Annotated in this window: 11 protein-coding genes and 1 other RNA gene; 5 read left to right on the forward strand and 7 right to left on the reverse strand. The window is 65.7% G+C overall.

Translation table 11 applies throughout. The features are described from left to right. Positions 1-56 precede the first annotated feature (56 nt). Positions 57-944, reverse strand: a complete 888-nt coding sequence (locus tag K940_RS0109720) for an alpha/beta hydrolase (protein ID WP_028477367.1) — start codon at positions 942-944, stop codon at positions 57-59. 36 nt (positions 945-980) lie between these two features. On the opposite strand from K940_RS0109720, the gene rnpB reads away from it, so the two are divergent. Further along, positions 981-1,397, forward strand: an RNA gene (gene rnpB, locus K940_RS30725) — RNase P RNA component class A. Positions 1,398-1,443: 46 nt separating this feature from the next. Here rnpB and K940_RS0109725 read toward each other — a convergent pair. Further along, positions 1,444-2,298, reverse strand: coding sequence for a phytanoyl-CoA dioxygenase family protein (locus K940_RS0109725; protein ID WP_028477368.1), 855 nt, complete (start codon positions 2,296-2,298; stop codon positions 1,444-1,446). Positions 2,299-2,349: 51 nt separating this feature from the next. Next, on the reverse strand, positions 2,350-3,192 hold the full coding sequence (locus tag K940_RS0109730; protein ID WP_051407052.1) for an acetoacetate decarboxylase family protein: 843 nt from the start codon (positions 3,190-3,192) through the stop codon (positions 2,350-2,352). A gap of 417 nt (positions 3,193-3,609) precedes the next feature. On the opposite strand from K940_RS0109730, the gene K940_RS0109735 reads away from it, so the two are divergent. Next, entirely contained in the window at positions 3,610-3,942 is a 333-nt protein-coding gene (locus K940_RS0109735) for a hypothetical protein (RefSeq protein WP_028477370.1), read from the forward strand. Between the two features lie 80 nt (positions 3,943-4,022). Here the strand turns inward: K940_RS0109735 and K940_RS0109740 are convergent, their stop codons facing one another. From K940_RS0109740 to panB, 4 genes are all read right to left on the reverse strand, one after another. Then, a complete protein-coding gene (locus K940_RS0109740) occupies positions 4,023-4,892 on the reverse strand; it encodes a CHAD domain-containing protein (protein ID WP_028477371.1) in 870 nt (289 codons plus the stop codon). A gap of 5 nt (positions 4,893-4,897) precedes the next feature. Then, a complete protein-coding gene (gene pip, locus K940_RS0109745; protein WP_028477372.1) occupies positions 4,898-5,860 on the reverse strand; it encodes a prolyl aminopeptidase in 963 nt (320 codons plus the stop codon). Between the two features lie 13 nt (positions 5,861-5,873). Continuing rightward, positions 5,874-6,341: a hypothetical protein gene (locus K940_RS0109750; RefSeq protein WP_028477373.1), complete on the reverse strand. Its 468-nt coding sequence runs from the start codon at positions 6,339-6,341 to the stop codon at positions 5,874-5,876. Positions 6,342-6,505: 164 nt separating this feature from the next. Next, a complete protein-coding gene (gene panB, locus K940_RS0109755) occupies positions 6,506-7,375 on the reverse strand; it encodes a 3-methyl-2-oxobutanoate hydroxymethyltransferase (RefSeq protein ID WP_036528109.1) in 870 nt (289 codons plus the stop codon). 179 nt (positions 7,376-7,554) lie between these two features. On the opposite strand from panB, the gene K940_RS0109760 reads away from it, so the two are divergent. From K940_RS0109760 to K940_RS0109770, 3 genes are all read left to right on the forward strand, one after another. Then, positions 7,555-9,093 (forward strand): alpha/beta hydrolase, encoded by a 1,539-nt coding sequence (locus tag K940_RS0109760; protein WP_028477375.1) that lies wholly within the window; start codon positions 7,555-7,557, stop codon positions 9,091-9,093. A gap of 196 nt (positions 9,094-9,289) precedes the next feature. After that, positions 9,290-10,630, forward strand: a complete 1,341-nt coding sequence (gene glnA / locus K940_RS0109765; RefSeq protein ID WP_028477376.1) for a type I glutamate--ammonia ligase — start codon at positions 9,290-9,292, stop codon at positions 10,628-10,630. Between the two features lie 55 nt (positions 10,631-10,685). Then, entirely contained in the window at positions 10,686-13,697 is a 3,012-nt protein-coding gene (locus tag K940_RS0109770) for a bifunctional [glutamine synthetase] adenylyltransferase/[glutamine synthetase]-adenylyl-L-tyrosine phosphorylase (protein WP_028477377.1), read from the forward strand. Positions 13,698-13,753: the final 56 nt, after the last annotated feature.

A 13,753-nucleotide genomic window follows, 5' to 3' on the forward strand; every position in this document is an offset into this window, starting at 1 on the left:
TCCGGGCGCCGGTTCGGCGCCCGGAACAACCCGACCGGAGCCGAGTGCGGCGCTGATCAGGGTCGCAGCACCGATACCAAGAATTCCGTCTGGTCGGCTACGGCCTTTTCGAACAAATCATCGAAATAGATGTCGAAGTGCCCCGCGGGATAGCGTTTGACAGTCGCATGTTTCGTGCGCTCCGCGGCCCGCAGCGCGGGCTTCACCGGAGTGATGGAATCGTCGTCGCACAATGCGTAGAGAACGGGCATTTTCAATGCACTCGCGCGGCGGCCAGGAGCGTCGAGCACAATCCAGAACGCCACGCGCGCGGCGACCTTCGGCTCGTAACTTTCGCTTTCTTCGGCCAATCGACCGTAACCGCTCGGTACGTCGGGCGCGCTCATCAATGCGCCGGCATTCTTGCCACCGGCCAGTCGAATGCCGATGGGTTTACGTCGGAGCCAGCCGAACAGCATGTCCGCGGTCGCGATGGCGCTGACCTTGGCCATGCTGATCGGGCCCTTCGCCAGAATGGAGGAGACGCCGCTGGTGAACGGCGCTTGCGCGACCACTGCGGCGACATAGGCGTCGTCCGGCGCGACCGACAAGGCGTGACCGGCGCCGAACGATGTTCCCCACAGGGCGATTCGCGTCGCGTCCACACCGCGGACAGTGCGCGCGTAGGCAATGGCGGCATGCCAGTCCTCGCGTTGTCGCCGGATGTCCAACAGTTGGCGCGGCGTACCCTCGCTGGCGCCGAAATGCCGGTAGTCGAACACCAGGACAGCCATGCCGGCGGCGGCGAAGCGGCGCGCGTAGCGATCCAATCCCATTTCGCGATTGGCGCCCACGCCGTGTCCCATCACCACCAGCGGGCGGGGCTTGGACGGGCCGTCGGGGTAATAGAGCCACGCCGCGCATTGCTCGCCGCCAGATGGGAAGCTGACCTCGACACGTTCCATGACCATTCACCGTACCCCTTATCCTGGTAGGGCGAACGAGTCGGTCGGGCGGCCGCGACGCTGGGTACGGGCATGAATATGTCGCCGCCCGGCGCCGAGGAAAGTCCGGACTCCACAGAGCAAGGCGGTTGCTAACGGCAACCCGGGGCGACCCGCGGGACAGTGCCACAGAAAACAGACCGCCCACGGTCTCCCAGGAGGCTGTGCGGTAAGGGTGAAACGGTGCGGTAAGAGCGCACCAGCGCGCCGGGTGACCGGCGCGGCTGGGTAAACCCCGCCTGGAGCAAGGTCGAAGGTCGCATCGTGCGCGGTGCGGCTGCGCAGGCGCTCGAGGGCTGCTCGCCCGAGCTTGCGGGTGGACCGCTCGAAGCACCCGGCAACGGTGTGCTCAGATGGATGGCCGCCCCCCGGACCAACCGGGGACAGGATCCGGCTTACAGACCGACTCGTTCGCGCCACCACGAGCAGCGACCCGCCGCCACGCCGTAGCGAACGCAGGTCAGAGTTGTCCTGCTCGGATCATTTCCAGGGGGTCGTTGGACCGATAGAGTCCCACTGCGCCCCCGCCGTGCGCGCTCGCGTCGTGGACGCGATACCCGAGCAGCTCTTGTGCACGTTCGGGAAGATCACGGACCGTCTCGATGGGATTGACAAGGTAGTTGTTCTCCTCGGTCCGTAGCCAGCCGACGTTGAAGCTCAGGTGCATTCCCCTTCGCCGCGTGTCCTCGGTGGTGTTCGGGCCTCCCCCATGGATGGTCGATCCCAAGTAGACCACGGCCGATCCCGCGCGCATCTCGGCAGGCACCAGCTCGTCCGGGCTTGCGATGCGCTGTGGGTCCCAACGGTGGCTACCGGGGACCACACGGGTCGCCCCGTTCTGGGCGGTGAAGTCGTTCAAGGCGATCACCGAGGCCAGCTGAATCTCGGGATGCGGTCGCGGCAAGTGGATCCACACGTCCTCGTCGCGATGCGGAAACTGCTGCTCGGAGCCGGGACCGCGGTCGAGCACGTGCGCGACGTTGAGGCGATAGTTGCTGCAGAACGGTAGCAAGATGTCGTCGGCGATGGCCTTGTAGAGCGGATGACACAGAACTTCAGTGGCAAAGATGCGCGAGTAGCCGGCAACACCGGACAGGTGTCTGGTCTGTGCGCCGAAAAACGCCATGTGCAGCGGGTTCGACAGCTCACGCCCTTCGGGAACCGTGTCCAGAACATCGCCGATCTCGGCGTTGAATCTGTTCAGCAGGTCGTCATCGAGGAAATCCTCGATGACGACCGCACCGTTCTCGCGCAGTTGTCCAATGATCGCATCGATCGGATCGGCCGCGTCGAGCGTCTGGATTGTCTCGCTCATGACCATTCTCCTTGTACTCGTGGGGCGGCTGTCGGCCAGCAGAGGCTTCGGCTAGGAGGGAAAAGCAGAACCGATCTCGACGCTCTCCGGGCTGCCGAACTGCATTTGGGCCTTGGCGACGGAAATCGTCATCAGCGGCTTTTTGGGAAGCCCGAGCATGCGGAGCTCGTTTGCCAGCGGGTGTGTGGCGCCGATCTCGGGGACCTGCCCGCCCGGACGGAACGTGACTCCCGAGCCTCTACTGGAGCCGGCGGTCTTCCAGGCTCGGCCATTTCGGATGGCGAGACTCGTAATCGCCTGGTTCTTTTGGACCCGCGTTCCTCCGGTCTTGGTGGTAATCGAATACACCAGCTCGCCGTCGTCGACAAAGGTCCCGGTGGCTGTTTGCGCGCCGAACTCGACGTCGACATGGGTGATCCACTTCGGGAATCCCCAGATGTAGCGCCCGGCATGCGTGGTGAACTCTTGGTCCACCGGCATGCGGTAGATGAAGCTCTTCAGCGTGCCGTTCACGAGGCCGAGCAGCGGGCCCACGACAGGCAGTGGTCTCTTCTCGCCCGGGGTGGTCACGAAAAGGTTGATTGCTCCCTCGTTGTAGTCCCCGAGATCGTTGTCCCGGTAGTCGACGCACGTGAGCATCACGATGGCTTTGCCGGGCAGGAATTTCACGACCCGATAGCCCGACTGCGCGATCATCTGCTGGGCGGCGGCTGCGTCGACGAGAAACGTGCTCGATAGCAGCGATGCATCGCGTACAACAACAGGAAGAGCGATCTCGCGCCCATCGATCAGGTACCGACCGGGCGCGACCTTCGAGCAGACTTCGTCGGTTCGTTTTTCGACGCCACCGACGTCGATTGGGGGTTCGCTGAAGTCGATCCCTGTTTCCTGCATGGGGTTGAACCCTTCTCGGGTAGTTCGTCGGGTCCGCCCGACTCGCTCGGTGAGCCGAAACGCTGGGATATAGCACCCAATCCTCCTCGCCAGGTCATGGTATTGGGAACTTGCGCAGGGAGAGGGAACTTTTGCAGGTACTCGGCCACAGTTATGGGTAGCCGTTTGCCCGCCATGAGGCGCTGGGCGTGCTGCCCATGGCTTTTCGTGACCGAGCGAAGATTGTCCGTAGGCGCCGAGCCGGCTCCGCACGAGGGGAGCCGGCGTGCCGCCGCGCGAGAAATTTCGTCGGATCGATCGGCGCGGAACTGGCCTTTCTCGTGATCGACGTCATAAGGTATTCGCCGTTGGCACAGCCCGGTGCAGGGCGGCTCCGGGCCACTTGTACTCGATCGCGGGAAGCAGGTCTCAATTCATATGCGCGTAGTTCGCTCAATGGTCGCCGGCGCGTTGGTCGCCGGCGCCGCTTCGGTTTTCGGGGTGTTGGGCGCCGGATCGGCCGGCGCGGTGACGGTCACTCCATTGCCAGGCGGGATTCAGGTCGACCTCAACCCAGCCGATACGGCGTGGGTGCACCACAACCGCATCGGTCTCGCCGTCGCAGGGCTGCCCCATCCGTCGGCCGCCTCGTTCGGTCACGCGCTGGACTCGGCTGCCCAGGTGTCGGCTTCGGTCCCGGGTGGTCGGGTCACCTTCACGGTGTACGGGCCGCTCCACCAGCTGAATGGCACAATGCTGGCGCTGCAATAGGGTTGACGCCGCTGGGCACAGGGTCACCCGGCCGACGACCGGCGCCGGCCGACGACCGGCGCCACTGCCTCCCGGCGGCGTTACTCGAGCAAGGCCGCGGCGGTGGCTGGGTAGCGGCTCAGCTCACGACTGGCCGCGGCATTCTCGGCGGCAGCGAGAAGTTCATAGAGATCGGCGCGCTCGCCGTGTGTTGCCGCGTCGGCGGCCCGGCCCAGAATCGTCTCGTGCGACTCCACCGCGTCTCGGTGATCGCCGAGCACGGTTTGCAGCTTCTTCGCGCGCTTGCCGAGATCGGCCGCAGGATCGCCGACCGTTTGCCGCGCCGCCTCGCAGGAATACCGTAAGCGTTTGGCGCTCTTGCGGATGTCGTGCAGCAGCTCGACGCGCTGTGTCTCGGCAACGGTGTGTTCGGCATGCACGAGCGATTCCACCCGACCGAGGTCGTGTCGCAGTACGTCACCGAAAACCTTCGTCGCATGCGCCACGGCGCGGGAGTCGCGCAGTGGGGGATCGGTGCGCCACTCGGTGAGCCGGTCGCGCAGTTGGCGATAGCGCCCGCTTGTCAATGCGGCCAGCACCTCGTCGTGCGCGGCGCGATAGCGATCCAGCTCGGTGTCCACCAGGCGCGCGGTGGTGGCGTCCAGTTCGGCTGGTGCGGCGTGCTCGGCGTGCTCGGCCAGCAGCGTGGCGAACCGGTCGGCGCGTACTTCCGCGTCGCGCGCCTCCCCGAGCAATCCGGCCAACCACTTGAGTTCGCCGCCCAGCGCGGCGGCCGGTTTGCGGGCGAGCAGGCCACGATAGGAGCGCAGCACACTGCGCAGCCTGCGGGTGGCCACCCGCATCTGGTGCACCGAGTCCGGTGCATCCACGCGCACCTGCGGTTCGGTGGCCACGAGTTGGTCGATGTCGTCGCGTAGCGCGGCTACGAGTGCTTCCCCTGCCGTGCTCACAGTGCTCACCTCGGCTTCGCGAATCGGTCGGTGGCTTCGATCAGTTGATGAGTGATACCGGGTTCGGTGGCCGCGTGCCCCGCATCGTCGACGATGTGCAGCACCGAACCGGGCCATGCGCGATGGAGTTCCCACGCGCTCACCGATGGGCAGACGATGTCGTGGCGGCCCTGCACGATCACCGCCGGGATGTGCACGACAGCGCCGATGTCGCGGAGCAGCTGCCCCTCGTCGAGGAAACCCCCGTGGCGAAAGTAGTGGTTCTCGATCCTGGCGAACGCCAGCGCGAACCGTGCTGCCGACATCTCCGCGAGTCGCTCCGGTTGCGGCAGTAACGAACTCGTCGCCGCTTCCCAGCTGGACCAGGCGACCCCGGCCGCCAGCGCGACCTGCTCATCCGGCGAGTGCAGCAGCCGATGGTAGACCTCGACGAGGTCGTGGTCGCGTTCGTCCTCCGGTACCGGCGCGAGAAACTTCGCCCACGCGTCCGGGTAGACGTAGCCGGCGGCGCCGTTGTAGTACCAGTCGATTTCCATGCGTCGCAACAGGAAGATGCCACGCAGCACCAACTCGGTCACCCGGTGGGGATGCTGCTGCGCGTAGGCCAGCGCGAGCGTCGAACCCCACGAGCCGCCGAACACCTGCCAGCGTTCGACGCCCAAGAACTCGCGCAATCTCTCGATATCGGCGACCAAGTGTCGGGTGGTGTTGTGCTCCAGGCTCGGGTCATCGGCGAGGTGCGGGGTGGATCGTCCGCAACCGCGCTGGTCGAACAGCACGATCCGGTAGGCGAGTGGATCGAAGAACCGACGGTGGTGTGGCGCGGTGGCGCCGCCGGGTCCACCGTGCAGGAACACCACCGGTTTGCCGTCCGGGCTGCCGCTGACTTCCCAATACACCGACTGCCCGTCGCCGACCGCCAGCATGCCGGAGTCGTGCGGCTGGATCTCCGGGTAGAGAGTACGCATGCGCTCGCTCCGATCAGAACACCAGACCCGAGGCCAGGTCGGGGATTTTCAGTGCTTCCAGAGCCTGCCGTCGAACGTCCGGACAGTGTTGCGCGGTGACCCGGTCGATGATGGCTTTGTCCGTCGCTATGGTGGGGGCGACCTCGCTATTGCGAAACACCCATTCGGCCAGGAGCGTATGGAGCCCGATCTTGCCCAACGTCGGCCCCTGTATCCGCCAGTTGGACAGCTCGGGCTCGATCAGGTCACAGAGTTGAGTCGCCGCCGTGTCGGAGACTTCCGCGTTGTTCGGGCCGGCGTCGCCGGAGGTGGTGTCGGGCGCGGCGGTCGCCGAGGGCTCGGTGGGCGATACCGTGGTGGTCGAACCCGAACTTCCGGAAGGGGCGGGAAGCGACTCGCTGCCACAGGCGGTGAGCGCCACGGCGACGAGGACGCCTGCCGCCAGCCGGGCATGGCGTGAAATCCAACGGCTGTAGCGCATCGGTACCTCTGCTCGTGTCGGTATTGTCGGCATCGAGTCTGCCATTGATTCCACCGACCGGCGGATACTCGTTCGATTCGGTCGCCGACAGTCCGGGGCAGCCCCCGGCCGACCGGGCGGCGCGCGGCGAGGCGCACCGACCCGATCGGCGTCGGCGTCGTGGGTCAGAAGCTGTGTTCAGGCCCCGGGAAGACGCCGCGACGCACCTCGTCGGCGTATGCGGTCGCCGCGGCGCGTAACTCGTCGCCTACAGCACCGAAGCGCTTGACGAATTTCGCCGTCTTTCCCGTGGTGTAGCCGGCCATGTCCTGCCAGACGAGGACTTGGCCGTCGGTATCGGCGCCCGCGCCGATACCGACGGTGGGAATGGTCAGCTTGCGGGTGACCTGTCCGGCGAGGTCTGCGGGCACCATCTCGATGATCACCGCGAATGCACCCGCCTCCTGCACCGCAATGGCATCGGCGATCAGCTTCTCGGCGCTGTCGCCGCGACCCTGCACGCGGAAGCCGCCCAAACTGTTCACGCTTTGCGGGGTGAAGCCGATGTGCGCCATCACCGGGATACCCGCAGCGGTGATCAGCGCGATCTGTTCGGCGACGCGCTCACCGCCCTCCAGCTTCACCGCTTGGGCCCCGCCTTCCTTCATGAACCGCGTCGCGGTGGCCAATGCCTGGTGCGGCGAGGACTCGTAGCTGCCGAACGGCAGATCACCCACGACCAATGCGTGTGGCGCACCGCGCACGACAGCGCGCACCAAGGGCAGTAGTTCCTCCGCTGTGATGGGCACGGTGGTGTCGTAGCCGTACACGACATTGGCCGCAGAGTCACCGACCAGCAGCACCGGGATGCCGGCTTGTTCGAACAGTCGGGCCGAGGAATAGTCGTAGGCGGTCAACATCCCCCAGCGTGTACCCTCGGTCTTCATCTGTTGCAGGTGGTGCACCCGGGTCTTGCGCATGGGCTTCCCAGGTGCGGTCGACGTCGCGGGAGCAGCGCCATAGGCCGGGATTTCCGAATCGGATTTGGACAACATCGTCCCTTTCGTCTATTCGCCTCGAGGCCCGTACGGGTCCCCGGGATTGTCTGACGAGGTTCAGTCTGCCACCCGGCACCGGACCGGACGAAGAGCAGCTCTGGATGTAATTGGTCACAGCGCGGCGGCCGAATTGTCGGAGTTGGGCGTGATCATCGGTGGAATGGCACTATCAGGACATGTCGATAGTGGGCCGTGGGCGCGGGGCGTTCATGTTGGTGATGCTGATGCTGGTGGTCGCGGCGTGCGCGGACACCGGTACCGAAGCTGAGCAGTCGACGCCGCGACCGGCCGGCCTGGGGAAGTTCTACGACCAAACCGTGCAGTGGGGTGATTGTGGCGAGCTGGGCGAGTCGGCAGAGTTTCTTCCGCCGGTCGTCCAGTGTGCTCGGGTCACGGTGCCGATCGACTATGCGCAGCCGGACGGGCCGACGGCTCGGATCGCACTGTCTCGGCTCGAAGCGACCGGGCAGCGGATCGGTTCGTTGGTGATCAATCCAGGCGGTCCCGGGGTGTCCGGACTGTTCACGGCGGTGACGGGCCTCGACACGCCGGTGGCCGAGCGCTTCGACCGCATCGGTTTCGATCCCCGTGGAGTTGGCGCCTCCACCCCCCTGATCAGCTGTTGGACCGCCGAGCAACGCGATGCCGAGCGCGCCGAGCCGCAGGAAGACAATTCGCCGGAAGGTATTGCGGAGTCCGAGGCGGACATCGGTCGATATGTCGATAGCTGTACCCAGCGTTCGGGCACGGACTTCCTGGCACATGTCGGTACCCGGGAAGTGGTCCAAGATCTCGACGTGATCCGCGCGGTGTTGGGCGATGACGCGCTCACGTATCTGGGGTACTCCTACGGCACCAGGATCGGCGCAGCGTATGCGGAGAAGTTTCCGACTCGTGTGCGTGCACTGGTGCTCGACGGTGCCGTCGATCCCCAACAAGACCCCTTGCAGGAGTCGCTGCGGCAGGCCGCGGGATTCCAAAGTGCCTTCGATGCCTATGCCGCGGACTGCGTCCAGCGGCCGGACTGCCCGCTGGGCACCGATCCTACGCAGGCAGTGCATCAGTTCCGAGAGTTGTTGGACCCACTGTGGGACACCCCGGCGCCGACCGAGGACCAGCGTGGGCTGACGTACGGTGACGCCACCACCGGCGTCGGTCAAGCCCTCTACAGCGACGAACTGTGGCCGACGCTCACCGCAGCGCTGTTGCAGTTGCGTGACGGACGTGGTGACACGTTGCTGGCGCTGGCCGACCTGTATGTCGGCCGTCGCGATGATGGCAGCTACAGCAACAGAGAAGATGCGTTCAATGCGATTCGCTGTGTGGATGATCCGCGCATCACCGACCGCGCTGTCGCCGGCCGACAAGATACCGAATTCCGTGCGATCGCGCCGTTCCTGGACGACGGCCGCGGCACCGGCGCAGCGCCACTGGAGTTGTGTGCGTTCTGGCCCGTACCGAACACCAGTGAACCGCATCGCATCTCGGTGGCCGGGCTACCGAAGACGGTGGTGGTGTCCACCACCGGCGATCCGGCCACGCCATACCAGGCCGGTGTCGACTTGGCCGACCAATTGGATGCGGCGCTGATCACTCACCAAGGAGATCAGCACACGGTCGTATTCGGGGAAGACGTGGGTTCTGCGTGTGTGGACGAGGCGGTCATCGCCTATCTGATCGATCTGACCGAGCCCGCGCCAGGGCTCACCTGCTGACCTCGCCCCACCTACTACGGGGTCGCGAAGTCGGCCGCGGACGAACCGTGGTCCTCGATGTGCCGACTGGACTCGGTTCGGCGATGTGCCGACCGGACTCGGTTCGGCTGCTCGGGCTCGGTCTCCCGCGATCCGCGGGGAAATCTGGAGCGTGTATGTAATACAGATTTAACGCTGTATGCTTACGCTCGCGGGCATGGATCGCCAGAAAGAATTCGTGCTGCGGACGCTCGAAGAGCGGGACATCCGCTTCGTGCGTCTCTGGTTCACAGACGTATTGGGCTTTCTGAAGTCCGTCGCGATCGCACCCGCCGAGCTCGAGGGAGCATTCGAGGAGGGCATCGGCTTCGACGGCTCGGCCATCGAAGGCTTCGCCCGGGTCTCGGAGGCCGACGTGGTCGCTCGGCCTGATCCGTCGACATTCCAGGTGCTGCCATGGGCCACCAGCAAGGGCCACCAACATTCGGCGCGCATGTTCTGCGATATCACCATGCCCGACGGGTCGCCGTCCTGGGCAGATCCGCGCCATGTATTGCGCCGCCAGCTCAACAAGGTCGGTGACGCGGGCTTCAGCTGCTACGTCCACCCCGAGATCGAGTTCTTTCTGCTGAAGAACGGCACGCCGGAAGGCAGCCCGCCGGTACCGGCCGACAGCGGAGGCTTCTTCGATCAGGCGGTGCACGATGCCGCGCCGAACTTTCGTCGCCATGCCATCGACGCGTTGGAATCCATGGGCATCTCGGTGGAGTTCAGCCACCACGAAGGCGCTCCCGGCCAGCAGGAGATCGACCTGCGCTATGCCGACGCGCTGTCCATGGCCGACAACGTGATGACCTTCCGCTATCTGATCAAGGAAGTCGCCATCGACGAGGGCGTGCGCGCGACGTTCATGCCCAAGCCGTTCGCGCAGTGGCCCGGCTCGGCGATGCACACCCACATGAGCATGTTCGAGGGCGAGACGAACGCTTTCCACGACCCCGACGACCCGATCAACCTGTCGGAGACGGCGCGAGCGTTCATCGCCGGCATCCTGGAGCATGCGCACGAGATCAGCGCGGTCACCAATCAGTGGGTGAACTCCTACAAGCGGCTCATCCACGGCGGCGAGGCGCCGACGGCCTCCTCGTGGGGCCGGTCCAATCGTTCCGCTCTGGTGCGGGTGCCGATGTACACGCCGAACAAGGCGTCCTCGCGACGGGTGGAGATCCGCAGTCCAGACTCGGCGTGCAACCCATATCTGACTTTCGCCGTGTTGCTCGCGGCGGGTCTGCGGGGTATCGAGAAGGGCTACACGTTGCCCGCGGAGGCGGAGGACGACGTATGGTCGCTGACCGCTGCCGAGCGGCGCGCGATGGGATTCCGGGAACTTCCCGGCTCGCTCGACGAGGCATTGCAGGCGATGGAACGCTCGGAGTTGGTCGCGGAGACCTTGGGCGAGCACGTGTTCGACTTCTTCCTGCGCAACAAGCGTCGGGAATGGGCGGCCTACCGCAGCCAGGTCACCCCGCTGGAACTGCAGGAGTATCTGGGGCTGTAGCCGAAGCATGTTCGGCGGCGGGCCTACCCGCCGTCGGCCCTGTAGTTTGAGAAACATGGCCCGGTCACCGTCTGCCCGCTCCGCTGTCCCTGGTGTCGGTCGGCTCGGATTGCTCGAGCCGACCGCTGCCGCGTCCCTTCATGAACTCGGCTGGGACAACGTCGAGAGTATTTCGGTCCTGTGGGCGTTGTCGCGCGCACCTGATCCAGATCTTGCGCTGAGCACCCTCGTGCGACTACGCGAACAGATCGCAACAGGCTGGGCCGGACTCGATTCGGCAATCCGCGAAGATACCTCGTTGCGCGGCAAACTATTCGCGCTACTCGGTGCGTCCAGCGCACTGGGCGATCACCTCGTTGCTGTGCCAGCACGCTGGGAAGTTCTGCGCCGCAAGCAGTTACCCAGCCGTGAAGAGCTCGTTGCCGATCTACTGGGCGTTGTCGAAGCACGGCCCGAACAGGGCCCGTGTGCAGGGCCGATGCTGTTTCGCGCCGGGAACGCGAGCCCAGAGGCGCTGGTGCTGTTGCGCAACCGGTACCGCGACCAGGTGATGCTGCTCGCTGCGATGGACCTGGCTGCCACGGTGGAGAACGAGCCGACATTGCCATATCAGGTGGTGGGCAGACACCTCACCGACCTGGCCGACGCTGCCTTGACGGCGGCATTGGCCGTCGCGGTAGCGCGTGTCTGCAAGGACGAACCGGTGCCGGTGCGACTGAGTGTGGTCGCGATGGGCAAGTGCGGCGCGCGTGAGTTGAACTATGTCAGCGACGTCGACGTGGTGTTCGTCGCCGAGCCCGCCGATCCCACAGCCACCCGTTTGGCGGCAGAAATGATGAGCGTGGCGAATCTGGCCTTTTTCGAGGTGGACGCGGCGCTACGACCCGAAGGTAAGGCCGGCGCCCTGGTGCGTACGCTCGATTCGCATCTGGCCTACTACAAGCGGTGGGCGCGCACCTGGGAGTTCCAAGCGCTGCTGAAGAACCGTCCAGCGACCGGCGACCTCACTCTCGGCGCGCAGTATCGGGATGCGGTGATGCGCATGGTGTGGTCGGCGTCGGAGCGGCCCGATTTCGTCACCGATGTCCAGTCGATGCGGCGCAGGGTCGAGGACTTGGTGCCCGCCGATCTGCGCGAACGCGAGCTCAAATTGGGTCAGGGCAGCTTGCGTGACGTCGAATTCGCTGTGCAGCTGTTGCAACTGGTGCACGGGCGGGTGGACGAGACCTTGCACGTGACCAGCACGGTCGACGCGCTCACGGCGTTGGCTGCGGGTGGATACGTCGGGCGTGACGATGCGGCGAATCTCGCCGCATCGTATGAGTTTCTGCGGCTGTTGGAGCATCGGCTGCAACTGCAGCGCATGCGGCGCACGCATACTCTGCCCGCGGCCGACGACGAAGAGGGCATGCGTTGGCTGGCTCGGGCCGCGCATATCCGCCCCGACGGCCGGCAGGACGTGACGGGTGTGCTGGCCGGCGAGATTCGACGAAACGCCGTGCGGGTGCGCCGGTTACACGCGAAACTGTTCTACCGGCCGCTGTTGGAGTCGGTTGCCCGCCTGGATTCCGATGCGCTGCGACTGAGCCAGGCCGCAGCCATCCGGCAGTTGGCCGCTCTCGGTTACGTCGCGCCGGAACACGCATTCTCCCATCTGAAAGCACTGACCGGTGGAGTGTCGCGCAAGGGCCGAATTCAAGCCCTGCTGCTGCCGACGCTGCTCGAATGGCTCGGCGACACACCGAATCCGGACGCGGGATTGTTGGCCTACCGCCGGGTGTCGGAGCGGCTCGACGACCAGATCTGGTTTCTGCGCGAGTTGCGCGACGAGGGCGCGATCGCACAGCGGCTGATGATCGTGCTCGGCTCGTCGGAGTATTTACCGGACCTGTTGATCAACGCGCCGGAAACGATTCGGATGTATGCCGATGGGCCGAACGGTCCGCTTCTGCTGGGTCCGCGGCCCGACGAGGTCGCACGCGGCATTCTCACTGCGTCCGCCCGGTACGAGGACCCCAAACGCGCGGTGATCGCCGCCCGCTCGCTGCGCAGGCACGAACTGGCGCGGGTGGCGTCGGCCGACCTGCTCGGCATGCTCGACGTGCCACAGGTGTGCCGGGCCTTGTCCTCGGTGTGGGTGGCGGTGTTGGAGGCTTCGTTGCGCGCGGTGATTCGGGCCAGCGAAGCCGAGCGAGGCGCTGCGGCGCCGGCGGACATCGCGGTGATCGGAATGGGTCGTCTCGGCGGTATGGAACTCGGCTACGGCTCCGACGCCGATGTGCTGTTCGTCTGTGACCCGCGGAAAGGCGAGGACGAAGCCAAGGCGGTCAAATGGGCCATCGGAGTAGCCGACCGGGTGCAGCAACTGCTCGGGGCGCCCAGCACCGATCCGCCGTTGCACGTCGATGCGGGGTTGCGGCCCGAGGGCCGGCACGGCGCGTTGGTGCGCACGCTGGCCGCCTACGCTGCCTACTACCAACAGTGGGCGCAGCCGTGGGAGGTGCAGGCATTGCTGCGCGCACACCAGGTGGCCGGAGATCAGGAACTCGGCGTGCGTTTCCTGCATGTGATCGATACGGTGCGCTATCCGGAGGGTGGCGTCTCGGCCGACGCGGTCCGCGACATTCGGCGGATCAAGGCCCGGGTGGACGCCGAACGGCTACCGCGCGGCGCCGATCCTGCCACGCACACCAAGCTGGGTCGCGGAGGTCTGGCCGATATCGAGTGGACGGTTCAACTGGTGCAGTTGCGGCACGCGCATCGCATCCGTGGACTGCACAACACCTCCACACTGCAGGCCTTGGACGTGATCGAGGACAAGGAGTTGTTGGACGCGACCGATGTCGCACTGCTCCGCGATGCGTGGATCACCGCGACCAATGCGCGCAATGCGCTTGTTCTGGTGCGGGGTAAACCGACCGATCAGCTCCCGGGGCCGGGTCGTCTGCTGTCCGCGGTCGCCCGGGTGGCGGGGTGGCCGAACGACGACGGCAGCGAGTTCCTCGACCACTACATGCGTGTCACACGACGAGCAAAAGCAGTGGTGGAAAGGGTCTTCGGCCACTGAGATCCGTGGGTGCCGGGGATTGAGGCAAGTCGATTCGTATTCGTGCGCGAGGGCAC

Origin of the sequence: Nocardia sp. CNY236 (assembly GCF_000482385.1) — a bacterium.
Taxonomy (GTDB): domain Bacteria; phylum Actinomycetota; class Actinomycetes; order Mycobacteriales; family Mycobacteriaceae; genus Nocardia.